Raw genomic sequence first — 24,087 nt, forward strand, 5'->3', positions numbered from 1 at the left:
TGCTCAAGATTGTTGTATCAACACGTTGACCGGAAACTCCGCCAGCACGGCGCTCAACAGCAACTCCTTTGAAGAGCTGACCGCCGCACAGGCGAAAAGTCCCGTCGAGTTGGCAGGTGACAAGGCAAACGGCAATACCAGCCGGGTGTCGTCCCAGTTCTGCGCCGGGATCAACGGTGTAGCGGCACCTCCGAGCAGGCTGCTGGCCAGGCGCGGGGCGACGACGATGGCGTGCTCGCCTTCCCCCAGGCGAGCAAAGGCAATGACTTTGTCAGCGTGCCGGCCCTGTACGGTCAGTGGCAGGTAGGCACCGCGGCGGAACAGCTCGGCGTGGGCCTGGCGGCAGTCCAGCACCCGGGCGATCAAGGCCTGTTTGACGCGGCCGTCGCGCCAGTGCGCCAGCAGCTCGGCTGCCGGCGTGGCGTCGTCCAGCGTGCGACGCCTCGACGCGTAGTCCACGGCGCGGCGGTTGTCCGGGTCGACCAGGCTGAAGTCCCAGTATTCGTTGCCCTGGTAGAGGTCGGGCACACCGGGTGTGGTCATGCGCAACAGGGCCTGGACCAAGCCATTGAGTGCGCCGGGGCAGGCCAGCAACTGCGCCGCGTCGGCCAGCGACTTGCGCAGTTGCTGGTTCTCGCTGTCCAGCAGCAGGCCGTCGAGGTAATGAGCACAGGCGGCTTCGTAGGCCTCGTTCGGTGCGCTCCAGCTACTGCGCAGCTTGCCCTCGCGCAGGGCCTTCTGCTGCCACTGGCGAACACGCTCGGCGTATTGGCGCAGGGCATTGTCGTCGTTCAGGTCGAGGTCCAAGGGCCAACTGCCGAGCAGGGTTTGTAGCAGCATCAACTCGTCGCCGGGGCTGGGTGCCAGCCCGTCGTCCAACTGCGCACGCAGAGGGGCGGCCAGCTCACGCCAGTGCTCCACCCGGCTGGCCAGCCACGTGCCGCGCTCGCTGAGTACGGCCAGGCGTGCACGCGTGTCTTCGCCGCGCTTGTGGTCGTGGGTGGCGGTGGTCAGCAGGTTGTCGGGGAAATCGCGCAGGCGCCGCTGGGCCTCGTTGTGGAAATGCATGGGGGGGGCGCTGAAGCGCTCGGCCTCAAAACCCACGTCGTTACGCGACAGCAGCCGCGCGCTGCGGTAGAAGGCGGTGTCTTCCACGGCTTTGGCGGCGCTGGGCGCAGTCAGTTGCTGGAAGCGCACGCAGGCGTGGCGCAGTTGCTTGCGGGCGCGCCCCGGTGGCAGATGCCGCCAGGCTTGCCCGCCCAGCCACCGTTCAAGTTGGTCCAGTAGCGGCCAGTCAGCTTCGGCAAGGTCTTGCCGGGCGTTGGTCAGGGCCTGCTGGAAGAACGTTTCGTCCTGCGCCGGGCGCCCGCAGGCATTGAAGTAGGTTCGGTAAACCGGGTAATGCGCCACCAACGCCTGCAAGGCCCGGCGAATCGCGCCCAGGGTCAGGTCACGGGTCATCAGGTCGTTGCGCGCCACCTGCAACAGTGCCTGGGCCACTGACTCGCAGTCACCGGCCAGGCTGGCGTTGAGCACCAGGTGACGGGCCTGGCGCACTTCTTCGGTGAACGCCGGGCGCTCGCTGACGTTGCTCCACAGTTCGCTCAGCGGCGCTTCGCCGGCCGGATCATGCTGCAGCAGCGACACCTGGTTCATGAACTCGTAGCCGGTGGTGCCGTCGGTAAGCCAGTCGCGGTGCAGGTGCTCGTCGGCACCCAGGATCTTTTCCACGTACAGGGGGAAGTGCTCCAGCCCTGCATTCAGCGGCCGCCGCGCCAGCAGGCCATCAACCCGCCGGCGCAGTTTGCGGCAGTAGCCACGCGGGTCGGCAAGGCCGTCGATATGGTCGATGCGCAGGCCGTCCACCAGGCCACGTTCGATGAGTTCGAACAGCTTGGCATGGGTGGCTTCGAACACCACGGCGCGCTCCACGCGCAGGCCGCCCAGCTCGTTGATGTCGAAGAAGCGCCGCCAGTTGATGTCGTCGGCGGCGGTGCGCCAGCTGGCCAGGCGGTAGGTCTGGCGCTCCAGCAGCAGGTGCAGGCGCTTGAAACCGGCCTCGCTGCGGCTGTCGAAGGCCACCAGGGCCGATTCGAGGTCGGCACCTTCGCGCACCAGGCGTGCCAGTTCGGCTTGGAGTGGCAGGCTATCGGCCAGCGGGGTGGCCGAGTCGCCCAATGCCGTGAAGCGCTCGGCCAACACCTTGAGCGCAGGCTCTGGGCTGAGCGCGAGAATCCAGCCGTAATCGACCGGACAGATCGGGAAACGATGCGCGTAATGGGCCACTTGCAGCAGCCCCTGCTGTTTGTCGAACTGCAGCGGTATCTCACCCTTCTTGAGCGCCACGCCGTAGTCGCTGCCGAGGAACGGCAACAGCAGTTGCCCGGCCAGCAGTGGGTCGCTGGAGTGCCACTGGATGTCGAAGAACGCTGCATACGGGCTGCGCCGTCCCCAGGCCAGCAGGCTTTGCCACCAAGGGTTGTCGGCACCGCCCACGGCCATGTGGTTGGACACCGTGTCGAGGATCAGCCCCATGCCATGCTGGCGCAGGGCGGCGACCAGGCGCTCCAGCGCGGCCTCGCCGCCCAGCTCCGGGTTGACGCAGGTAGGATCGACCACGTCGTAGCCATGGCGCGAGCCAGCGCGGGCCTTGAGGATGGGCGAGGCATACAGGTGGCTGATGCCCAGCTGGGCGAAATACGGCACCAGCGGTACAGCGTGATCGAGGGTGAAGTCGCTGTGAAATTGCAGGCGCAGGGTCGCGGTCAGTGGCTTCATCGGTCACGCTCCCACGCCTGTTCGCGGGCCTGGGCCAGCAGCTCCAGGCGCCGTGCGGCGTCCTCATCGTCGAGCAGTTCGCGTACTGGAAGGGCAAAGCGCCGCCGCCAGTTGGGATGGCCATTGGTGGTGCCCGGCAGGTTGGGTTGCTCGTCGCAACCCAGCAGGTCTTCCAGCGGTACCAGCACCAGCGGCGCACGGGTATGGCCAACGAAGCGGATGGCCGCATCGATCAGCGCGTCGTTGTCCTTCAGTTCGCCGTAGTTGGCCTCCAGGATGCGGCGCAGGCCGTCGCGTTCTTTCTGACGCTCGTGTCGCCAGTGCAATTCGGCAGCAGCATCAATCAGTTGCAAGCGGTGTCTCCAGTCGATGTCGCGGTTTGCCAGCCAGCCGGCCAGTGGCGCCAGGTCGTGGGTGCCGGTTGTGGCCAGGGCGTTGTCTGGCCAGTCGAGAATCGGCTTGAACTGGCCCGGCTGGGTCTGCTCGAACGGCAGCACGCGCATGCCCAGCACCGCCTTCTCGGCCAGCTTTTCACGCAGGCTGTCGGGCACGGTGCCCAGGTCTTCGCCGAGGATGATCGCCTGGTGACGCACCGACTCCAGCGCCAGCAGGCGCAACAGGTCGTCTAACGGGTAGTCGAGGTAGGCGCCTTCGCTGGGTTTGGCCCCCTGTGGGATCAGCCATAGCCGGCGCAGGCCCATCACATGGTCGATGCGCAGGCCGCCAGCGTGGGTGAGGTTGGCCCGCAGCATCTCGATAAAGGCGCGATAGCCATTGCGCTTGAGGCCCTCGGGCGAGAAGGCGCAAATGCCCCAGTCTTGCCCGACGTGGTTGAGGATGTCGGGCGGCGCACCCACGCTCAGGCCGGCCAGCAGTTCGTCCTGGCGGCTCCAGGCCTGGCTGCCGGCACCGTCGGCGCCCACCGCCAGGTCGGCGATCAGGCCCACGGCCATGCCATTGCTGCGGGCCGCTTCGTGAGCACGTTGCAGGCCACGTTCGGTCAGCCACTGGCAGAACGCGTGGAACTCGACCTTGGCCGGGTAGGCATTGGCTAAAGCCTCCACTTCCGGGTGGTAGGGGTCATGCCAGGCTTTGGGCCAGTTGCGCCAGTCGGCACCGAGACCGTGCTCCACCGCCTGGGCCTGCAGCACCTCGAAGCGGCAGTGGTGCTCCAGGGTCTGGCCGCCGGCTTCGCGGAAGCTGTCAAAATCAGTGCGTAGTGGGTGGTCGCCTTGGCTGAAGCCTTGATAAAGCGCTTCAAGCAAACGCAGCCGGGCGCTGGCGGCGCGTGGCCAGTCGACCAGAGGGCGCTGCTCCAGCTCTTCGAGTTGTTGCTCCAGCCCGCAGGCTTCGATGGCCATGCGCACCTCCCGTTCACCCAGCAGGGCTGCGGGGCTGGTGTACAGGGTGTTGAGCAAGAGGCGACTGGAAGGTGAGTAGGGGCTGTAGTGTTCCTGGTCGATGGCCGACAGGGCGTGAATCGGGCTGATAGCCAAGGCATCGGCGCCGCGCTCGGCGGCCGAGCGGGCCAACTGCTCCAGCGCCAGGCAGTCGCCGAAGCCACCATCGCCGGGGCGGCGCAGGCTGTACAGCTGCACTGCCAGGCCCCAGTAGCGTGGTGGCGGCTGTTGCACCTTGTCTTCCAGGCTGTGGCAGCGTGTTGGCGCCACCGCAACGGTGAAGCGGCGGCTGTCGATTTCCACCTGGTGATAGCCGATGGGCAGCTCGCCGGGCAGGCGCGCCTGGTCATCGAGGCTGAGGGTGACCGAGGTGTGATCTTCCAGGGTGCAGTGGGCCACGCTGGCGGCACTGAAGTAGCGCGCCAGCGCTAGCGGCTGGCCTAGGTCGGCGGTCAGCAAAGGCGGCAGGTGTTCGCTGTCTTCGGCGGTTTCCACCGCACGCAGGCTGGCGGCAACGGCCGCGTCATCGCCGGCCGGGTGGCCAAGGCCTTCGAGGACGTTGCGCAGCACGTCGTCGCTGACACGCTGGGGCCTGGCATTGGCGTCAATCCAGTCGCGGTTCAGCCCGACGCTGGTTGCCAGACGGTGCAGGGCGGTTTCGCTCATGGGCGCTCCTGGGCAGGGGGAAGCAGGCTGACCACGCAGCTGTAGGCAGCCAGGTGGGTATCCGGGTGGCGGGTGTCGCTGCTGTCGAACAGCCGTGTGGATGGCGCGGGCAGTTCGACCGCCTGCGGGGTGTCGGCCAGGTTCAGGTCGATGCGCAGAGTGTTGCCGTTGCCCAGCTGCCAGCGCGCGGTCAGCGCTTTGTCAGCGTGCACCTCGGCGCCCAGCGCACGGCTGCCGGGCAAGTGCGGGATGATGTGGCGGCGGCGCAGGTCGAGCAGTTGCTGGTAAAGGCCGTGCCAGCCGGCGATCACCGCTTTGTTCTGCGGGCGTGAGGACGCGAACGTCTGTTCGGCGTTGGGGTCGGGAATGTGCTCACGCTGCTCGGGGTCGGCGAACGCGGCGAAGTGGGCGAACTCGCCACGACGGCCTTCGCGGACGGCGTCGGCCAACGCGTCATGGAAGTCGGTAAAAAACAGGAACGGCTGGCAGCTGCCGGCTTCGTCGCCCATGAACAGCAGCGGAATCATGGGGGCCAGCAGCAACAGGCCGGTGGCTGCACGCAAAGCTGGCGCGGGGCATAGGCGGGTCAGGCGCTCACCCAGCGCGCGGTTGCCGACCTGGTCGTGGTTCTGCAGGAACAACACGAAGGCACTGGGCGGCAAATGCCCGCTGGGTTCGCCGCGTGGTTTGCCATGCCGGTTGGCCTGGCCCTGGAACACGAAACCTTCGCCAAGGCACCGGGCCAGTTGGTCGATGGGGCGATGCTGGTAGTCGGCGTAGTAACCTTCGGTTTCACCAGTCAGCAGCACGTGCAGGGCATTGTGGCCGTCGTCGTTCCACTGGGCATCGTAACCCTGTTCCAGCAGGCCTGCCTGGTTGTGCTCGTTCTCCAGCACCAGCCACACGTGCCGGCCCGGTTCTACGGCGGCGCGTACCCGTTGGGCCAACTCGATCAGGAAATCGGGCTGGTCGATGGCATGCACGGCATCCAGGCGCAGGCCGTCGCAGCGGTAGTCGCACAGCCACATCAGGGCATTCTGGATAAAGTACTCGCGCACCTGCGAGCGGCGAAAGTCGATGGCCGCACCCCAGGGTGTCTGCCGGTCTTCACGGAAGAAGGGGCTGGCGTACTGGTGCAGGTAATTGCCGTCAGGTCCGAAGTGGTTGTACACCACATCGACCAGCACCATCAGCCCGTGGCCGTGGGCCTGGTCCACCAGTGCGCACAGCTGCTCGGGGCTGCCGTAGGTGTTCTGTGGGGCGTAAGGGAGTACGCCGTCGTAGCCCCAGTTGCGTTCGCCGGGGAACTGCCCCAGCGGCATCAATTCGATCGCGCTGATGCCCAGTTCGGCCAGGCGCGGCAGTTGCCGGGCAACCCCGGCGTAACCCCCGAGCAGGCCGACATGCACCTCCTGGATCACGGCCTCATGCCAAGGCCGGCCCAGCCACGGGTGTTGCCAGGCATAACCGGCCACATCCACGACCTGGCTTGGCCCGTGTACGCCGTCGGGCTGGTAGCGCGAGGCCGGGTCGGCCACCTGCAGCTCACCGTCGATACGGTAGTGGTAACGGTCACCGGCCTTGCATGGCACCACGCCGCTGTACCAACCCTCATCATCCGGCAGCAGTTCGATGGCCGGCTGCTGCTCCAGTTCCACGCTCACGCTGCGCGCATCCGGCGCCCAGAGGGCGAAGCGCGCCGACGTGGCGTCCAGCAAGTGTGCGCCATGTCTGTGCATCTTCTGACCCCCGCTCAGTAGTGGCTCAGTTGTGTCTGCTTGACCAGGTCCTCGTACAGGCGGGCATAGGGTTCAACCGCCTGGCACCAGTTGAACGGCTGGGTCATCGACAGGCAGCGCATGGCGTTCAGCAGGTCCTTCTTGCCGTAAACATAGAAGGCGCGGCTGAGTGCCTCGCGGTAGCTCTCGACGGTGGACTCGTTGAACAGGAAGCCCGTTACGCCGCACTCGATGGTGTCGGCCAGGCCGCCGGTATTACGTGCTACCGGCAGCGAGCCGAAGCGTTGCGCGTACATCTGGCTGAGGCCGCACGGCTCGTAGCGCGATGGCATCAGCAGGAAATCGCTGCCGGCGAACATGCGCCGGGCATCGGTTTCATTGAAACCAATACGCACACCGATGCGGCCCGGGTGACGCAGCGCCAGCTCGCGCATGGCCTGTTCCTCTTCCGGCTCGCCGCGGCCGATGATCGCGATCTGCCCGCCTTGCTCGACGATGTAGTCGGCCACGCCCAGGGTCAGGTCCAGGCCCTTTTGATAGACCAGCCGCGACACCACGGCGAATAGTGGGCCTTCGGAATCGTCCAGGCCGAACAGTTCGCGCACCTCCTGGGTGTTACGCGCTTTGCCCTCCCAGTCATTGATGCTGAAGTTGTGTTGCAGGTGCTTGTCGGTGGCCGAGTCCCAGCTTTCGTCGATGCCGTTGGGGATGCCACCGAGCAGGCCTTGCTGGGCCTTGCTGGCGAGGAAACCGTCCAGGCCGCAGCCGAATTCCGGGGTGGTGATTTCCCGGGCATAGGTGGCGCTGACTGTGGTGATGTGGCTGGAGTAGGCCAAGCCGGCCTTGAGGAACGACAGCTTGCCGTAGAACTCCATGCCTTCTTGCTGCATGGCATGTTCGGGTATCGCCAGCTCCGGGCTGCAGCCGCGGCTGTACACCCCTTGGTACGCCAGGTTGTGGATGGTGAACAGCGTGGGCGTATTCAGGCCGCGCCAGTGCATGTAGGCCGGGGCCAGGCCGGCGGGCCAGTCATGCGCGTGCACCACTTCTGGCGTCCAGTGGATCTTGCCTTCGCCGGCAGCGATTTCGGCGGCAGCCAGGCCCAGGCGGGCGAAGCGGATGTGGTTGTCGGGCCAGTCGCGGCCATTGTTGGCACCATAGGGTGTGCCGTCGCGCTGGTACAGTTCGGGGCAGATCAACACATAGATGACCAGGCCGTCGGCCATGTCCATGCGCCCGATCTTGCAGGGCGGCAGGGCCGCATGGCCGCCCAGTTCACCCACGATATGTATAGGGTTGTCGCTTTCCATCACCTGGCGGTAGCCGGGGATAAGTACCCGCACATCGTGCAGGTGCGCCAGGGCACGGGGCAGGGCTGCGGACACGTCACCCAGGCCACCGGTTTTCACCAGATCAGCGATTTCCGAGGTCACGAACAGAATCTTGCGCATGTTCGGGTTTTGCTGGCGCTGGGCGCCGGGTGCCTTGCCTGTCGTGGCGAAATCCGGGGTGAGCGGCTCGCGGTTATCCGGTTTGAAAGCGTCTACGTGAGGCTCGACAGCGGCACTGATCATACTTCTCTCCGTCCCTATGCTTGGTCGGGTGCTGGCACCCGTGGCGATGTTTCGTGCTGGTTCTCTCTAGTTTGAATCTGCTTAGTGCGTTCCATGCCCCAGGGTCGTGCGCGCAGGCACTACGCGATCAGCATTCCGGCCGAAGGCGCTTGGACTGGTTGGGGTGTGTGGGCCGAGGATCGGGAATAGCCCAATGCGCCTGGCCTACTTATGTTCATGACCTGCCGGGTTTCCTGAAAGTTCGACTTTTTTGGGGTCACTCTTCCGTTGAGCAAATGGCGGGCCGAAAACTGAGTGTAGGAGAGAAAGTGCTAAAAAGGTGACCCACTGGTCACTATTGTTATGTGCGCAATAGACGCAAACGTTGGCGTTTGTGACGGGTTGTGAAAAGGGGTGGGCGAGTGTGGGGCAGAGGGGTTTCGAGCTGCGCCAAATTGTGGCTCGTTCCGCGCAATGCACCTTTTGGGTGCGTAAGCGCAAGCGTGGCTTTAGGCTGCGAAGAGGTGGGTATGGGCGCAGGATTCTGCTTTCAGTGCTGGCCCTTTTTGGGCACAAGGCCGCTTCGGTTGCCCGATAGGGTTCAAGGACGGCGACTGGATTCAGGATCGGGTGGGAGCCATGCAGCTCCCACAGGCGAAAAAGGAATCGATCAGAGGCTGACCGCTTTATCGCCAGCGCGCTGTTGCGCCAACAGCAGGTTCAACTGGGCGACCTGCTGACGCAGCTGGTCACGTTCGTCCTTCAGTTTACGCAGCTCATCACGGCGCACGGAGACATAGAGGGTCTGGGGTGGGGTTGCTGGCATCAATGTACCCATGAGCACACCTCGCGGTTTTGGCTGGTGACAAGTCAAAGCGTAGACGCTTCACGCGGGGCGCATTCTGAATTCTTTCACCGGGCTTGGGAACTTTTTTGTTTATTGTGGTCTTGCCGTTCGTCGCTGAACCCTCGGGCGGCATGCTGGACTAATCTGAAAAGCTGGACTGTCGTCATCCATTTCGAAAAGGGAGCATTGGCTCATGCAACTGGGAATCATCGGGCTGGGCCGTATGGGCGGCAATATCGCAAGGCGCCTGATGCGCGCCGGTCACCGCACCGTGGTGCACGACCGCAACCGTGAAGCCATCACCGGCCTGGAGGGCGAAGGCGCTCAGGGTGCGCATGACCTCGGTGCACTGGTACAAAAGCTGAAAGCGCCGCGCGCGGTATGGGTGATGCTGCCGGCTGGTGACGCCACCGAGCAGACCATCGCCCAGCTGGCCGAAATGCTGGAGCCGGGCGATGCGATCATCGACGGCGGCAACACCTTCTACAAGGACGACATGCGCCGCGCTGCAGAACTGGCCAAGCGCGGCCTGCATTATCTGGACGTCGGGACGTCCGGCGGCGTGTGGGGCCTGGACCGCGGCTACTGCATGATGATCGGCGGCGAAAAGGACGTGTTCGAGCGCCTGGAACCGCTGTTCAAGGCGCTGGCACCGGGCGTGGGCGACATCCCGCGTACCCATGGCCGCAGCGGCGAGCACCAGCGTGCCGAGCACGGCTACATCCATGCCGGCCCACCCGGCGCCGGGCACTACGTGAAAATGGTGCATAACGGCATCGAGTATGGCCTGATGCAGGCCTATGCCGAAGGCTTCGACCTGCTGCGCAGCAAAGGCGGCAACGAGCTGCCCGAAGACCAGCGCTTCAACCTGAACGTGGCCGAAATTGCCGAAGTGTGGCGACGCGGCAGCGTGGTGACCTCGTGGCTGCTCGACCTCACCGCCGATGCGTTGGTAGCCGACCCTCAGCTGTCGCAATTCAGTGGCTCGGTGTCCGACAGTGGCGAAGGCCGCTGGACCATCGACGCCGCCGTCGAGCAGGCGGTGCCGGTGCCGGTGTTGTCCAGCGCACTGTTCGCGCGCTTCCGTTCGCGCCAGCAACAGGGCACCTACGGTGACAAGATCCTCTCGGCCATGCGCCTGGGCTTCGGTGGCCACGTCGAGAAGAAAGGCGAATGACTAAACAAACCCTTGCGGCCGCCCCTCCTTGTACCCTGTTCCTGTTCGGCGCCAATGGCGACCTGGTCAAGCGCCTGCTGATGCCCGCGCTGTACAACCTCAGCCGCGACGGTTTGCTGGACCGTAACCTGCGCATCGTCGGCGTTGACCATAACCCGGCCAGCGCCGAGGACTTCGCCGCGCGCCTGCACGCGTTCATGGTCGAGCGTGACAAAGGAAGCGAGGGCAGCGCCAAGTGCCTGGACGAGAAACTATGGGCCCGCCTGGCCAAGCGCCTGGATTATCAGACGGGCGACTTTCTCGATCCGGCCACCTACCAGGCCCTGGCCAGGCGCATCGACAAGACCCGCCACGGCAATGCCATTTTCTATCTGGCCACGTCGCCGCGCTTCTTCCCCGAGGTGGCGCAGCGCCTGGGGCAGGCCGGCCTGCTGGACGAGTCTGCCGGCGGCTTTCGCCGGGTGGTGGTTGAAAAACCGTTCGGCACCGACCTGGCCAGCGCCGAGGCGCTCAACGCCTGCCTGCTGAAGGTGATGGGCGAGCGGCAGATCTACCGCATCGACCATTACCTGGGCAAAGAGACGGTGCAGAATATTCTGGTCAGCCGCTTTTCCAACGGCCTGTTCGAATCGTTCTGGAACAATCACTACATCGACCACGTGCAGATCACCGCAGCGGAAACTGTCGGTGTCGAGACCCGGGGTGCGTTCTATGACAGCACCGGCGCCCTGCGCGACATGGTGCCCAACCACCTGTTCCAGTTGCTGGCGATGGTGGCCATGGAGCCGCCGGCCGCGTTCGGCGCCGATGCGGTGCGCGGTGAAAAGGCCAAGGTGGTCGGTGCTATTCGCCCATGGTCGGCAAAAATGGCCCTGAAGAACTCCGTGAGAGGCCAGTACAGCGCTGGCAAGCAGGGGCGCAGGCCGTTGCCAGGCTACCGGCAGGAGGCCAACGTCGCGCCGGATAGCCAGACCGAGACCTACGTGGCGCTGAAGGTGATGATCGACAACTGGCGCTGGGCCGGCGTGCCATTTTACCTGCGCACCGGCAAGCGCATGAGCGTGCGTGACACCGAGATTGCCATCTGCTTCAAGCCCGCACCGTATGCGCAGTTTCGCGAGTCGGAGCTGGAACGGCCCAAGCCCAACTACCTGAAAATCCAGATCCAGCCCAATGAAGGCATGTGGTTCGACCTGCAAGCCAAACGGCCCGGGCCAGAGCTGGTGATGGAGAATGTCGAGTTGGGTTTTGCCTACAAGGACTTCTTCAAGATGACCCCGGCCACTGGCTACGAGACGCTGATCTATGACTGCCTGACCGGTGACCAGACCCTGTTCCAGCGGGCTGACAACATCGAAAACGGCTGGCGAGCGGTGCAGCCGTTTCTCGATGCCTGGGCCCAGGGCGGCGAAGTGCATGAGTACTCGGCTGGCGAAGATGGGCCTGAGGCCGGCAATGAATTGCTGACCCGCGACAAGCGGGAGTGGCACCGGTTGGGGTGAGAGTTTTGCAAGCCTGTGCCGGCCCTTTCGCGGGCAAGTCCGCGCCTGCAGGGCATTCCATTTCCCTCAGGCACCTGCTAAGAGGCCAGCACAGGCAACCACACAAAGGAGACTCGATGCCTGCCCATATCGAAGATTACGCCCTGCTGGGCAACTGCCGCAGTGCGGCGCTGGTCAGCCGCGATGGCGCGCTGGACTGGCTGTGCCTGCCACGCTTCGACGCCCCCGCCGTGTTCGCGGCCCTGCTGGGCAACGAAGAAAATGGCCGCTGGCGCCTGGCCCCTTGCGACCCGGTAACGCACAGCAGCCGCCAATACCTGGGCGACACCCTGGTGCTGGAAACCACCTGGGTCACCGCCAGCGGTCGTGCCCGGGTGCTCGACTTCATGCCCTTGGGCGAAGTCAATTCGGTGGTGCGCATCGTCGAAGGCTTGTCTGGCGAAACCCATTTCGAAATGGACCTGGTCATGCGCTTCGACTACGGCCGCAGCGTGCCCTGGGTGGAACGGCTCGACCCACTGACCCTCAGTGCCGTCGCCGGCCCTGACCGTTTGATCCTGTGCAGCACCGTGCCCCCGCAAGCCCGCGACCACCATACCGGCTGCCGCTTTCGCGTCAGCATGGGCCAGCGCCAGGTCTTCAGCCTGCGTCACCAGCCCTCGCACTTGCCGGTGCAGCCTGACTGCAACAGCGACCACGCCCTGGCAAACACCTGTGAGCAATGGCAAGCCTTCGCCGACCGCTGCCCGCAGGTAGGGCCATATACCGCCCTGGTGCGTCGTTCGCTGCTCACCCTCAAGGCCATGACCTACGCCCCCACCGGCGGTATTGTCGCTGCCGTCACCACTTCGTTGCCTGAGCGTGTGGGTGGCGAGCGCAATTGGGACTACCGCTTCTGTTGGCTGCGCGACGCGACCATGACCCTGCTGGCCTTCATGAACCTTGGCTACTTCGACGAGGCCCAGGCTTGGCGTGAGTGGCTGCTGCGCTCGGTGGCCGGCAACCCCGAGCAGATGCAGATCATGTATGGCCTGGCTGGCGAGCGTGACCTGCAGGAGTACACCTTGCCGTGGTTGGCCGGTTATGAGCATTCGCAGCCGGTGCGGGTGGGCAACGCCGCCTCGGCGCAGAGGCAACTGGACATCTATGGCGAACTGGCCGATGCGATGACCCAGGCGATCAAGGGCGGGTTGCCGCGCCACCCGCGCAGCGCCGCCATTTCGCGCTTGATATTGCCTTATGTCGAACGCATCTGGCGCGAGCCGGACGAGGGCATCTGGGAAGTGCGTGGCGGCCGGCAGCAGTTCGTGCACTCCAAGGTGATGGCCTGGGTCGCCTTCGACCGCGCCGCAGGGCTGGCCGACACCACAGAAGAAGGCCGCGAGCGCGGGCAGCATTATCGCCAGGTGGCGGACGAAATTCACCGCGACGTGTGCGAGCACGGCCTGGACCCCAGCGGCCGGTTCTTCGTCCAGGCCTATGGTTCGACCGAAATGGACGCCAGCCTGTTGCAGATCGCCCTGACCGGCTTCCTGCCGGCGGATGACCCACGCTTCATGCGCACCCTGGAACAGATCGAACAGCGTCTGATGAAGAACGGCCTGTTGCTGCGCTATGACAGTGACAGCTGCAGCGACGGCCTGACGCCGGGAGAGGGCACCTTCCTGGTGTGTTCGTTCTGGCTGGCTGACGTCTATGTATTGCTGGGGCGCCAGGCCAAAGCCGAAGCGCTGTACCAACACCTGACCGGCCTGTGCAACGACCTCGGCCTGCTGGCCGAACAGTACGACCCGGCCGGCCAGCGCATGCTCGGCAACTTCCCCCAGGCCTTCAGCCAGATAGGCATCATCAACACTGCGCTGAATCTGCACCGCGCACAGTGCCCGGCACGTGACCGGGCGAGTTGTGGGTAGCGAATGAGTGGGGCGACTGCCTTGCTCAAACGCTAGAACCGTGTGGGGGCCCCCGTAGGAGCGGGTTTACCCGCGAACACCGGCAAAGCCGGTGCCATACACCGCGTCGCATGCTTCGCGGGTGAACCCGCTCCCACAAATCGATACGCCTGTGATTACCCGGCTGTTTGAGGCCGCCTGATATAAAACTGTGAAACGACCGGAGTAGACTAGGCCAAACACCCTTTCGGCACGGAGCATACATGGGCATTCGCGGTACTGACCGGCAGATCGACAATATCGAGTTCAATGTCAGCGACATCTCACGGAGCAAGGCCTTCTATGGCAGTGTATTTGGCTGGGCGTTCACCGACTACGGGCCGACTTACACCGAGTTCAGCGATGGCCGGTTGACGGGGGGCTTCACCACAGGTGAGCCGGTGCGCCCGGGCGGGCCGCTGGTCATCCTGTACGCTGACGACCTGGAGGCCACGCAGCAACGGATCGAAGCTGCCGGGGCGAAAATCAGCCGGGCGACCTTTGCCTTCCCCGGCGGGCGGCGCTTTCATTTCATCGACCCGGACGGTTATGAGCTGGCGGTGTGGACGGCCCAAGCTTGATGGCCAATCACAAGATCGAAATCCGCCGACGCAATATCGAAAAAATCCTGCAAGCGGCGGAAAAGGTGTTTGCCGAGAAGGGCTACGGCGCCACCTCCATGGGGGATATCGCCGAACAGGCGGCGTTGCCACGCTCCAACCTGCATTATTACTTCAGCACCAAGGACGAGCTGTTCCGCGCGGTGCTGCAGGACCTGCTGGATGTGTGGAAGCAGGACGCCCTGTGCTTCGAGAACTTCGACGACCCGCGTGTGGTACTGACCAGCTACATTCGGGCGAAGATGGGCCATTCGCGCTCGCGGCCGCTGGGCTCGAAAATCTGGGCCGAAGAGATGCTGCACGGGGCGCCGGTGCTGGGGGTGAACCTCGACGAAAGCCTGGTGCCCTGGGCGAAGATGAAAGAAGCCAAGATCCGCTGCTGGGTGGAAGAGGGGCGTATTCTGCCGGTAGAGCCTTCGGCGTTGCTGTACATGATCTGGGCGTCTACCCAGCACTATGCTGACTTTGGTTACCAGGTGCAGTTGCTCAACGGCGGCGAGGTGCTGTCTGACATGGCCTTCGAGAATGCGGTGCAGACGGTGACCAGCGTGATCTTGCGGGGAATAGGGCTGGAGCCGTGATCCGGCATTCCAGGTGGACGTGGTCTTTTTGTGGTAGCGGCCTTGTGTCGCGATTGGGCCGCGAAGCGGCCCCTCGATGTCTGCATTGCGGCAAAGATTGCGGGGGCCGCTGTGCGGCCCAATCGCGACACAAGGCCGCTCCCACAGGGATCGCGCCAGCTTTTAGAAATTGAGCAAGACAGATGCTCCCACAGGGGCCGCGTCAGCTGTTCAGGCGGTGACCCGCTTCAACTGGCCTCACGGTAGGGGTTACGCGGATCCTGCGTCCAGTTCAGGTACGGCTTGCCGGTGTCCTGCGCCTCCATTTCGATGCAGTTTTCCACCGGGCAGGTGATCTGGCACAGGTTGCAGCCTACGCATTCCTCTTCGATCACACTGTAGGCATGCGTGCCGTCAGCCTTCAGCGTGCTGGCAATCGCCTGGTGCGAGGTGTCCTCGCACGCAATGTGGCAGCGCCCGCAGCCAATGCACGCCTCCTGGTCAATGTGCGCGACCGACTTGTAGTTGATGTCCAGGTATTTCCAGTCGGTGGTATGCCCCACCGCCTGCCCGCGGAACGCTTCGACAGTGGAATGCCCATGCTGGTCCATCCAGCGTGCCAGGCCGTCCTGCATGTCCTCGACGATACGGAAGCCATGCAGCATCGCCGCCGTGCACACCTGCACGGCGCCACTGCCCAGGGCCATGAACTCGGCGGCGTCACGCCAGTTGCCGATGCCGCCAATGCCACAAATCGGCAAGCCCCGCGTTTCCGGGTCGCGGGCGATTTCCGCCACCATGTTCAAGGCGATCGGCTTCACTGCCGAACCGCAGTAACCGCCATGGGTACTCTGGTCCCCGACAATCGGGTGGGCCACCATGCGGTCCAGGTCGACGCTGGTGATCGAGTTGATGGTGTTGATCAACGACACGGCATCGGCCCCGCCTCGGTGCGCGGCACGGGCCGACTGGCGGATATCAGTGATGTTCGGCGTAAGCTTCACGATCACCGGCAGCGAGCAGTAGGTCTTGCACCAGCGGGTGACCATTTCCACATATTCCGGCACCTGGCCGACGGCCGCCCCCATGCCGCGTTCCGGCATACCGTGCGGGCAACCGAAGTTCAGCTCGATGCCATCGGCACCGGTGGCTTCCACCAGCGGCAGGATGAACTTCCACGACTCCTCTATGCACGGCACCATCAGCGAGACGATCAATGCGCGGTCGGGCCAGTCCTTCTTCACCTGGGTGATTTCACGCAGGTTGATGTCCAGTGAGCGGTCGGTGATCAACTCGATATTGTTGATCCCCTGTACCTGACGGTTGGGGCCATAGTGCGCCGAGTAGCGCGACGACACGTTGACCGCCGCAGGGTCTTCGCCCAGGGTCTTCCAGACCACGCCGCCCCAGCCGGCCTCGAAGGCGCGGACCACGTTGTAGGCCTTGTCGGTTGGCGGTGCTGAGGCCAGCCAGAAGGGGTTGGGTGCCTTGATGCCGGCAAATACGATAGACAAGTCGGCCATTTACGCTGCCTCCACGTTGAGCATGAGTTGGGCATGGATGGCTTCGGCGGCCAGCTTGCCGTGTTGCACGGCCTGCACGGTAAGGTCCTGCCCCAGCGCGGTGCAGTCGCCGCCTGCGTACACGCCCGGTAGGCTGGTCTGCAGGTTTTCGTCCACGCGGATGCGCTCACCCTCGCGGGCCAGTTGCGCAGCCACCGGGTCGCCGAGGCTGGCATCGTCAAAGCGTTGGCCAATGGCCTTGAAAATGGCGTCCGCAGCCAGCTCGAAGGTTTCGCCGGTATCGCGCAGGCGGCCTTCCGCCAGCTCGGTGCGGGCAAAACGCATGCCGCGGACCTTGCCGGTGTCATCCAGCAGTACGGCATCAGGGCGGGCCCAAGTGTGCAGGCGCACCTGGTTGGCTTTGGCAATGTCCTGCTCGTGGCCGGTAGCACCCATGTCGGCGTGGCCACGGCGGTACACCAGGTTGACGTCGCGGGCCCCCAGACGGCTCATCTGCACGGCCATGTCGATGGCCGTGTTGCCAGCACCGATCACCAGGCAGCGGTCGGCCAACGGTAGCTGGCTCAGGTCATCGGCCTGGCGTAGTTCACGGATGTACTCGGTGGCGGCGAGCACGCCGGGTGCTTCCTCGTCGGGCAGCCCTAGCTGGCGCACGGCATTCAGGCCGAGGCCCAGGAACACCGCGTCGTACTGATCGCGCAGTTCGCCCAGGCTGAGGTTGCCACCCAAGCGCTGGCCATGGCGGACTTCGATACCGCCAATCCCCAACAAGAAATCCACTTCACGCTGGGCATAGTCGTCTACCAGCTTGTAGCGGGCGATGCCGTACTCGTTGAGGCCACCGGCCTTGTCGCAGGCCTCGAAAACCACCACGTCATGGCCGTGCATGGCCAGGCGGTGGGCGCAGGACAGCCCTGCCGGGCCGGCGCCGACCACGGCGATACGCTTGCCGGTGGCTGCCGAGCGCTTGAATGGGTGTGCGCTGAACTGGGCGTTGTCCAAGGCGTAACGCTGCAACTGGCCGATCAGCACCGGCGCGCATTCCTGGGCATTGTTGCGCACGCAGGCTTGCTGACAGAGGATTTCGGTGGGGCACACGCGGGCGCAACTACCGCCAAGGATGTTGGCCGAAAGAATGCGCTCGGCGGCGCCTTGCAGGTTTTCGTCACTGATGCGGTGTATGAACGAGGGGATGTCAATTTCGCTGGGGCAAGCGTTGACGCAGGGGGCGTCGTAGCAGTACAGGCAGCGTGCACTTTCCAGGGCGGCCTGGCGCGCGGTGAGGGGTGGGGCCAGGTCGCTGAAGCGCTCGGCCAACTGTTCGGCGCCGGCCCGGGGGCGCGGCAAATGGTTCAGGGCGTTGGTCACGGTTGTAGCCTCTCTATTTTTTTTGGTGCAGGCGACAGGTATTGCGGTCGATTCTGGGGCCGCTCCCACAGGCGATCGAGGTCCTTGTGGGAGCAATTGTCTTGCTCAATTTCTAAAAGCTGGCGCGATCCCTGTGGGAGCGGCCTTGCGTCGCGATGGGCTGCACAGCAGCCCCAATGGCTTCAGCGCTGAACAGGCATCGGCCGCTGATGCTCGGCCCGGCGCCCCAGCACCTCATACACCGCCGGGTACGCCGGCCGTTCCACATACCGCCCCGCACCCGGCTCGGCGCGCAGGTCGCCATCGGCCCAGAGCACCTTGCCCTGGCTGATGGTGTGGCTTGGGATGCCGCGCACGGTGCGGCCTTCGAAGATGTTGAAGTCCACCTGCTGGTGGTGGGTTTTGGCGGAGATGGTGCGGGTGCCCTGCGGGTCCCACAGCACCAGGTCGGCATCGGCACCCACGCGGATAGCGCCCTTGCGCGGGAACAGGTTGAAGATTTTCGCCGTGTTGGTAGAGGTCAGCGCGACGAATTCGTGCATCGACAGACGCCCGCTGTTGACCCCGGCATCCCACAGTACTGCCATGCGGTCTTCGATGCCGGCGGTGCCGTTGGGGATGCGGCTGAAGTCGTCGCGGCCCATGGCTTTCTGCTCGGCGCAGAAGCAGCAGTGGTCGGTGGCGGTGGTGTGCAGGTTGCCCGACTGCAAGCCGCGCCACAGCGCCTCCTGGTGCTCGCGTGGGCGGAACGGCGGGCTCATCACATAACCGGCGGCGGTGGCCCAGTCCGGGTCACGGTAGACACTGTCGTCCAGCAGCAGGTGACCGGGCAGTACCTCGCCATACACCGGCTGGCCCTTGCCTCGGGCATAGGTGATTTCATCCAGTGCCTCGCGGCTGGAAATGTGCACCAGGTACAACGGTGTGCCGAGGGTTTCGGCAATGCGGATGGCGCGGCTGGCCGCTTCACCTTCAACCTGCGAGGGGCGCGACAGCGGGTGGGCTTCCGGCCCGGTCATGCCCTGGGCGAGCAGTTTTTTCTGCAGGTGGTACACCAGCTCGCCGTTTTCGGCATGCACGGTGGGCACCGCACCCAGTTGCAGGCAACGCTCGAAGCTGGCCACCAAGGTATCGTCGGCGGCCATGATCGCATTTTTGTAGGCCATGAAGTGCTTGAAGCTGTTCACCCCGTGCTTGGCCACCAGCTCGCCCATCTCTTCGGCCACCTGCTCGCTCCACCAGGTGATGGCGACGTGGAAGCCATAGTCGCTGGCGCTTTTCTGCGCCCAGCCACGCCAGGTGTGGAAGGCCTCCAGCAACGACTGCTGCGGGTTGGGAATGACGAAGTCGATGATCGAGGTGGTGCCGCCAGCCAGGCCCGCAGCGGTGCCGCTGAAGAAGTCCTCGCTGGCCACCGTGCCCATGAACGGCAACTGCATGTGGGTGTGCGGGTCGATGCCGCCGGGCATCAGGTACTGGCCGCTGCCGTCGAGGATCTCGCAGTCGGTGGGCGGTTCGAGGTTTTGCCCGATGGCACGGATCAGGCCATCGGCACACAGGACATCGGCGGGATAACGCTCTTCGTGGGTAACCACGGTGGCGCCACGGATCAACAGGGACATGCCGTTTTCCTCGCAGGCTGACCGGTCTTGGCCGGTTCTTTGCATTGTCATGGATGCCAGGGCGGGCAGGGTGGTCAATCCTGTCAGGCCTGACAAGATTCGAGGCTAGATGCTGATTCTGGATTCAGCAAGAAAATTTTCCCATTAAATCTTTGGTTTTTAAGTTGCTGATATTTAAAGGAAAAAATTAACGAACGAATGGGCGGCGGGGTTTTCAGGGTATTTGACTAACTTGACAAGATGAAAATCTGGTCGAGATTTCTAAGCACAATTCCGCGTGCGAACTCCGGTCATCGAATCAGCCTGATGAGCGAAAAAATAGAAGAAAAAACTGGAGAAGGGCCTATGCAACAGAGCAGATCGGAAGTGGTCGAGCAAGATGGCCTGTTCGAGCTGTCCGAGGGCAGCGATGTTCTCGACAGCCCGCGCTACAACCCCGACATAGCACCGACCAAGGTGCACCAGCGCACCTGGAACAAATGGCACATCACCGCCCTGTGGGTGGGGATGTCCATCTGCGTACCCACCTACACCCTCGGCGGTGTCCTTACCGCCTACTTCGGCCTCAGTGTTGGCGAAGCGCTGCTGGCGATCCTGCTGGCCAACGTTATCGTGCTGATACCGCTTACCCTCAATGCCTTTCCCGGTACCAAGTACGGCATCCCGTTTCCGGTGCTGCTGCGTTCGTCGTTCGGCATTCTTGGCTCCAACGTACCGTGCCTGATCCGCGCGGTGGTTGCCTGTGGGTGGTTCGGTATTCAGACCATGTTCGGCGGGCTGGCCATTCACCTGTTCCTGGGTTCGGTGTTTGACGGCTGGAAGGCGCTGGGCGGGACAGGCGAGGTGATTGGCTTCATGATCTTCTGGTGCCTGAACCTGTGGGTGGTGCTGCGCGGCGCCGAGTCGATCAAGTGGCTGGAAACGCTGTCGGCACCGCTGCTGGTGGCAGTGGGCGTCGGTCTGCTGTTCTGGGCCTTGCCGCACATGTCGATGACCGAACTGTTGGCACAGCCGCCCAAGCGCCCAGAAGGGGCGAGCGTGGTCAGTTACTTCTGCGCCGGGCTTACGGCCATGGTCGGCTTCTGGGCCACACTGTCGCTGAACATTCCCGACTTCAGCCGCTACGCCCGCAGCCAGAAGGACCAGATTCTCGGGCAGATCTTCGGCCTGCCGCTGACCATGTTCCTGTTCGCTGCGCTGGGTGTGGTGCTGACCGCCGCTTCGGCGTCGCTGGTGGGCGAGACGGTGTCCGACCCGGTCAGCCTGATCGGCAAGATTCAAAGCCCGTTCTGGGTGGCCCTGGCCATGGCGCTGATCGTGATTGCCACGCTGTCGACCAACACCGCGGCGAACATCGTGTCGCCCACCAATGACTTCCAGAACATTGCCCCACGCCTGATCGGCCGAAGCCGCGCGGTATGGCTGACCGGCTTTATCGGCCTGGCGCTGATGGGGCATGAACTGCTGAAGAAACTGGGCCTGATTGTCTCCGACCTTAGCCTGGAGAGCGTGTATTCCAACTGGCTGCTGGGCTATTCCAGCTTGTTGGGGCCCATTGCCGGCATCATGGTGGTGGACTACTTCCTGATCCGGCGGCAGAAGCTGGACCTGGCCGGGCTATACCGCGACGACGTGTATCCCGCGTGGAACTGGGCCGGTTTTGCCGCCTTCGCCTTGCCAGTAGGGCTGACGGTAATGGCGATTGGCAACAGCAGTTTCAGCTGGTTCTACGACTATGGCTGGTTCACCGGCTCGTTGCTGGGCGGTGCACTGTACGCCGCGCTTGGCGGTTTGGCGGCACGCAACCCGGTGCGGTTGGTCAAACCCTTGCCTTGAGGCCTCGAAGAGGCCCGTACAAACAATAAGAAGCCTGAAGGAGAAGCCCGTGACCCCCGTCAAAGAGATCCTGAAGACCAACGCCCGTCACGTCGACAGCACCCGCCTGTGGCAGTCGCTGATGGACCTGGCCCGGCTCGGCGCCACTGCCAAGGGCGGTGTCTGCCGCCTGGCCTTGACCGACCTCGACCGCCAGGCCCGCGATCTGTTCGTGCAGTGGTGTGAGGCGGCCGGTTGCTCGGTCAGCATCGACGCTGTCGGCAACATATTCGCCCGCCGTCCGGGCCGTAACCCCAAGCTGCCGCCGGTGATGACCGGTAGCCATATCGACACCCAGCCCACCGGCGGCAAGTTCGATGGCTGCTTCGGGGTGATGGCCGGGCTGGAGGTGATCCGTACCCTCAACGACCTGGGCGTGGAAACCGACGCGCCGCTCGAAGTGGTGGTGTGGACCAACGAAGAAGGTTCGCGTTTTGCGCCGTGCATGATGGGTTCAGGGGTGTTCGCCGGCAAGTTCACCCTGGAAGACACCCTGGCCAAGCGCGATGCCCAGGGTGTCAGCGTTGGCGAAGCGTTGAACACCATTGGCTACGCCGGTCCGCGTGCCGTGTCGGGGCACCCGGTGGGGGCGTATTTCGAAGCGCATATCGAGCAGGGTCCTATCCTTGAGGACCAGGCCAAGACCATCGGCGTGGTCCTCGGCGCGCTGGGCCAGAAGTGGTTCGACCTGACCCTGCGCGGTGTTGAAGCCCATGCCGTCCCTACGCCGATGCACCTGCGCAAGGACGCCCTTGTGGGGGCAGCCGCTGTGGTAGAGGCGGTCAACCGCACGGCGCTTGCCCACCAGCCCCACGCTTGTGGCACGGTGGGTTGCCTTCAGGCGTACCCGGGCTCGCGTAACGTGATCCCGGGCGAAGTGCGCATGACCCTCGACTTCCGCCACCTGGAGGGCGAGCAGTTGAATGCGATGATTGCCGATGTGCGCGGGGTGATCGAGGCGACCTGTGCCAAGCATGGCCTGAGCCATGAGCTGGTGCCCACGGCCGACTTCCCGGCGCTTTACTTCGACAAAGGCTGTGTCGACGCCGTGCGCGAGTCGGCCAAGGCGCTGGGCCTGCCGCACATGGACATCGTCAGTGGCGCGGGGCATGACGCGATCTTCCTGGCCGAGCTGGGGCCGGCGGGGATGATTTTCGTGCCGTGCGAAAACGGCATCAGCCATAACGAGATCGAGAACGCCACGCCCGATGACCTGGCGGCGGGCTGCGCAGTGTTGTTGCGGGCGATGCTGGCGGCGTCGGAGGCAATTGCCAGCGGGCGGCTGGCGGCCTAGGCACTGGCCTCAAGACGGCCGTTACGGCCAAGGTGATAGCGCTGCAGGTCCTGCGCCAGGGTCAACTGCCCGCTGTAATGGGCGAGGGCCTCGTCGCGCACGGTGTCGATGTGCGGGCTGCGCCGTGGGTCGTTCTGGTAGCGGGCGCTGAAATGCGTCAGTACCAGGTTGCGCACGCCAGCGGCCTCGGCAAAGCGTGCCACCTCAGCGGCGGTGCTGTGGCCGAACGTGCCCCCGGTGCGTTCGACCACCGCCTGGGTGAAGGTGGCTTCGTGCACCAGTACATCCGCCCCCCTGGCGACGGCTGCCAGCAGCGCTGGTTTGTCGTTGTCCCCGCACACGATCACCCGCTGGGGCGGACGCGAAGGGCGCAGGTAGTCGTTGCCGTTCAGCAGTTGCCCATTGAACGTCACGGTCAACCCCTTGGCCAGCTCGCCCCACAGCGGACCACGCGGTATGCCCTCGGCGTCCAGGCGCTGGATGTCCAGGCGTGGCTCAGGGTTGATTTCGGTGAATACGAAACCCACGCTGGGCACCCGGTGCGACAGTTGCACGGTGGTCACCTGCAGGGTCTCGCTGCGCCATGCGATCAGCGCTTCCACGGGCAACAGGCGTAGCTCGAACGGCAGGAAGGTGTCGCTGGCAATCAGGCCCTGGCGTACCCAATCGTGCAGTACGGCGGGCAGGATCACTTCCAGCGGCTGGGTGCGCCCGCTCATGCCCGCGCTGGCCAGCAGGCCGGGCAGGCCGAAGCAATGGTCACCATGCACGTGGGTGATGAAGATCGCGCGCAGGTCGCGGATCGAAAGCGGGGTGTGCAGCAGGCGGTGCTGGGTGCCTTCGCCGCAATCGACCAGATACCAGTGGCTGCCACTGGCTTCGATCACGGCTGTGGCGCTGACATTGCGTGCCTTGGTGGGCACCCCGGCGGAGGTGCCGAGGAACAGCAGGTCCATGCTCAGGCTCCTGTTTCAGGCCAGAAGCGGCCAAGGTGATACGGGGCGCACACCTTAGCCGGATTGCCACCCGCCGTCGACGGCCCGCTAGTTATCCTGTCGCCAGATGAGCTTGCTGGTGTCATACCCTTGCTCTCGGGCGATTGTCAGCAGTTGCTCGCGCTGCTGGTCGGTGACCGCTGGCGTGCGCGAAAGCAGCCACAGGTACTCGCGGTTGGGGTGGCCGACCAGTGCCACGCGGTAGTCCTTGTCGTGGTACAGCACCCAGTACTCGCCCTTGGTCAGGCCCGGTGCCAGGCGGCTGAACCAGTTGTCGAAGCGCACCCACAGCTTGTCGGTACTGCCCGGTTGCTGAGCCTCGGCGATGCCCTTGGCTTCATTCCACTGGCCGTCCTTTTCCTGGCAGCGGTTGGTTACATCGATACGGCCGTCCTCGCGCAAGCCATAGCGCGCCTCGGACTTCACGCAGTTACGCTGGAAGAACATCGGCAGTCGCGCCAGTTCATACCAAGTGCCCTGGTAGCGTTGCAAGTCGACCTGCTGGGTGCGCGGCGGTGCCGGGTGATCGTTGCCGGCGCAGCCGAGCAGGGCCAGGGTCATGCAGGAAAGCAGCAGTGTAGTGCGCAGCGCCATGGGTGACCTCCTTGGAGCGGATGGGGCGTACCTGTGTTTCGAC

General features: G+C 64.4%; 17 protein-coding genes. 7 read left to right on the forward strand and 10 right to left on the reverse strand.

Annotated elements, in window-relative coordinates:
* Positions 1-3: 3 nt before the first annotated feature.
* From ACK59Z_RS07150 to ACK59Z_RS07170, 5 genes are all read right to left on the reverse strand, one after another.
* Positions 4-2,778, reverse strand: coding sequence for a malto-oligosyltrehalose synthase (locus tag ACK59Z_RS07150; RefSeq protein ID WP_409292694.1), 2,775 nt, complete (start codon positions 2,776-2,778; stop codon positions 4-6).
* Positions 2,775-4,844 carry a 4-alpha-glucanotransferase gene (malQ, locus tag ACK59Z_RS07155; protein WP_108191719.1) on the reverse strand — a complete coding sequence of 690 codons (2,070 nt, stop codon included), beginning with the start codon at positions 4,842-4,844 and terminating at the stop codon, positions 2,775-2,777. Before malQ ends, ACK59Z_RS07150 begins: the two co-directional genes overlap by 4 nt.
* Entirely contained in the window at positions 4,841-6,583 is a 1,743-nt protein-coding gene (gene treZ, locus ACK59Z_RS07160; protein WP_409292697.1) for a malto-oligosyltrehalose trehalohydrolase, read from the reverse strand. The genes malQ and treZ overlap by 4 nt, the downstream gene beginning before the upstream one ends.
* 14 nt (positions 6,584-6,597) lie before the next feature.
* Positions 6,598-8,157: a glycogen synthase GlgA gene (gene glgA, locus ACK59Z_RS07165; RefSeq protein ID WP_012051800.1), complete on the reverse strand. Its 1,560-nt coding sequence runs from the start codon at positions 8,155-8,157 to the stop codon at positions 6,598-6,600.
* A gap of 649 nt (positions 8,158-8,806) precedes the next feature.
* Positions 8,807-8,974: a DUF6026 family protein gene (locus tag ACK59Z_RS07170; protein WP_003251280.1), complete on the reverse strand. Its 168-nt coding sequence runs from the start codon at positions 8,972-8,974 to the stop codon at positions 8,807-8,809.
* Between the two features lie 202 nt (positions 8,975-9,176).
* On the opposite strand from ACK59Z_RS07170, the gene gnd reads away from it, so the two are divergent.
* From gnd to ACK59Z_RS07195, 5 genes are all read left to right on the forward strand, one after another.
* Positions 9,177-10,160, forward strand: coding sequence for a phosphogluconate dehydrogenase (NAD(+)-dependent, decarboxylating) (gene gnd / locus ACK59Z_RS07175; protein WP_104886358.1), 984 nt, complete (start codon positions 9,177-9,179; stop codon positions 10,158-10,160).
* A complete protein-coding gene (gene zwf, locus ACK59Z_RS07180; RefSeq protein ID WP_108191721.1) occupies positions 10,157-11,662 on the forward strand; it encodes a glucose-6-phosphate dehydrogenase in 1,506 nt (501 codons plus the stop codon). Before gnd ends, zwf begins: the two co-directional genes overlap by 4 nt.
* A 116-nt stretch (positions 11,663-11,778) precedes the next feature.
* On the forward strand, positions 11,779-13,575 hold the full coding sequence (locus tag ACK59Z_RS07185) for a glycoside hydrolase family 15 protein (RefSeq protein WP_108191722.1): 1,797 nt from the start codon (positions 11,779-11,781) through the stop codon (positions 13,573-13,575).
* Positions 13,576-13,817: 242 nt separating this feature from the next.
* The gene (locus tag ACK59Z_RS07190) at positions 13,818-14,174 is read left to right on the forward strand and encodes a VOC family protein (protein ID WP_003251273.1); all 357 of its coding nucleotides are present in this window, start codon (positions 13,818-13,820) and stop codon (positions 14,172-14,174) included.
* On the forward strand, positions 14,174-14,794 hold the full coding sequence (locus ACK59Z_RS07195) for a TetR/AcrR family transcriptional regulator (protein WP_108191723.1): 621 nt from the start codon (positions 14,174-14,176) through the stop codon (positions 14,792-14,794). The genes ACK59Z_RS07190 and ACK59Z_RS07195 overlap by 1 nt, the downstream gene beginning before the upstream one ends.
* Before the next feature lie 227 nt (positions 14,795-15,021).
* On the opposite strand, the gene preA is transcribed toward ACK59Z_RS07195, so the two are convergent.
* The 3 genes from preA to hydA all read right to left on the reverse strand — a co-directional run bounded on the left by preA (position 15,022) and on the right by hydA (position 19,286).
* Positions 15,022-16,296, reverse strand: a complete 1,275-nt coding sequence (gene preA / locus ACK59Z_RS07200) for an NAD-dependent dihydropyrimidine dehydrogenase subunit PreA (protein ID WP_014860806.1) — start codon at positions 16,294-16,296, stop codon at positions 15,022-15,024.
* Entirely contained in the window at positions 16,297-17,664 is a 1,368-nt protein-coding gene (locus ACK59Z_RS07205) for an NAD(P)-dependent oxidoreductase (protein WP_409292701.1), read from the reverse strand.
* A gap of 182 nt (positions 17,665-17,846) precedes the next feature.
* Positions 17,847-19,286 (reverse strand): dihydropyrimidinase, encoded by a 1,440-nt coding sequence (gene hydA / locus ACK59Z_RS07210; protein WP_108191724.1) that lies wholly within the window; start codon positions 19,284-19,286, stop codon positions 17,847-17,849.
* Positions 19,287-19,631: 345 nt separating this feature from the next.
* Between hydA and ACK59Z_RS07215 the strand changes: the two genes are divergently transcribed.
* Positions 19,632-21,122, forward strand: a complete 1,491-nt coding sequence (locus ACK59Z_RS07215) for an NCS1 family nucleobase:cation symporter-1 (RefSeq protein WP_012051809.1) — start codon at positions 19,632-19,634, stop codon at positions 21,120-21,122.
* Positions 21,123-21,171: 49 nt separating this feature from the next.
* A complete protein-coding gene (locus ACK59Z_RS07220) occupies positions 21,172-22,455 on the forward strand; it encodes a Zn-dependent hydrolase (RefSeq protein WP_409292704.1) in 1,284 nt (427 codons plus the stop codon).
* On the opposite strand, the gene ACK59Z_RS07225 is transcribed toward ACK59Z_RS07220, so the two are convergent.
* Both ACK59Z_RS07225 and ACK59Z_RS07230 read right to left on the reverse strand, forming a co-directional pair.
* Entirely contained in the window at positions 22,452-23,411 is a 960-nt protein-coding gene (locus tag ACK59Z_RS07225) for a ribonuclease Z (protein ID WP_019750906.1), read from the reverse strand. The genes ACK59Z_RS07220 and ACK59Z_RS07225 overlap by 4 nt on opposite strands.
* Before the next feature lie 87 nt (positions 23,412-23,498).
* The gene (locus ACK59Z_RS07230) at positions 23,499-24,044 is read right to left on the reverse strand and encodes a lipocalin family protein (protein ID WP_003251256.1); all 546 of its coding nucleotides are present in this window, start codon (positions 24,042-24,044) and stop codon (positions 23,499-23,501) included.
* Positions 24,045-24,087: the final 43 nt, after the last annotated feature.

Origin of the sequence: Pseudomonas sp. KCJK9058 (assembly GCF_046230975.1) — a bacterium.
Taxonomy (GTDB): Bacteria; Pseudomonadota; Gammaproteobacteria; order Pseudomonadales; family Pseudomonadaceae; genus Aquipseudomonas; species Aquipseudomonas alloputida.

Bases quoted from the DNA above. Each gene is read 5' to 3' on its own strand.
- ACK59Z_RS07150 (WP_409292694.1), bottom strand. From the start codon at position 2,778: ATGAAGCCACTGACCGCGACCCTGCGCCTGCAATTTCACAGCGACTTC.
- malQ (WP_108191719.1), bottom strand. From the start codon at position 4,844: ATGAGCGAAACCGCCCTGCACCGTCTGGCAACCAGCGTCGGGCTGAAC.
- treZ (WP_409292697.1), bottom strand. From the start codon at position 6,583: ATGCACAGACATGGCGCACACTTGCTGGACGCCACGTCGGCGCGCTTC.
- glgA (WP_012051800.1), bottom strand. From the start codon at position 8,157: ATGATCAGTGCCGCTGTCGAGCCTCACGTAGACGCTTTCAAACCGGAT.
- ACK59Z_RS07170 (WP_003251280.1), bottom strand. From the start codon at position 8,974: ATGGGTACATTGATGCCAGCAACCCCACCCCAGACCCTCTATGTCTCC.
- gnd (WP_104886358.1), top strand. From the start codon at position 9,177: ATGCAACTGGGAATCATCGGGCTGGGCCGTATGGGCGGCAATATCGCA.
- zwf (WP_108191721.1), top strand. From the start codon at position 10,157: ATGACTAAACAAACCCTTGCGGCCGCCCCTCCTTGTACCCTGTTCCTG.
- ACK59Z_RS07185 (WP_108191722.1), top strand. From the start codon at position 11,779: ATGCCTGCCCATATCGAAGATTACGCCCTGCTGGGCAACTGCCGCAGT.
- ACK59Z_RS07190 (WP_003251273.1), top strand. From the start codon at position 13,818: ATGGGCATTCGCGGTACTGACCGGCAGATCGACAATATCGAGTTCAAT.
- ACK59Z_RS07195 (WP_108191723.1), top strand. From the start codon at position 14,174: ATGGCCAATCACAAGATCGAAATCCGCCGACGCAATATCGAAAAAATC.
- preA (WP_014860806.1), bottom strand. From the start codon at position 16,296: ATGGCCGACTTGTCTATCGTATTTGCCGGCATCAAGGCACCCAACCCC.
- hydA (WP_108191724.1), bottom strand. From the start codon at position 19,286: ATGTCCCTGTTGATCCGTGGCGCCACCGTGGTTACCCACGAAGAGCGT.
- ACK59Z_RS07215 (WP_012051809.1), top strand. From the start codon at position 19,632: ATGCAACAGAGCAGATCGGAAGTGGTCGAGCAAGATGGCCTGTTCGAG.
- ACK59Z_RS07225 (WP_019750906.1), bottom strand. From the start codon at position 23,411: ATGGACCTGCTGTTCCTCGGCACCTCCGCCGGGGTGCCCACCAAGGCA.
- ACK59Z_RS07230 (WP_003251256.1), bottom strand. From the start codon at position 24,044: ATGGCGCTGCGCACTACACTGCTGCTTTCCTGCATGACCCTGGCCCTG.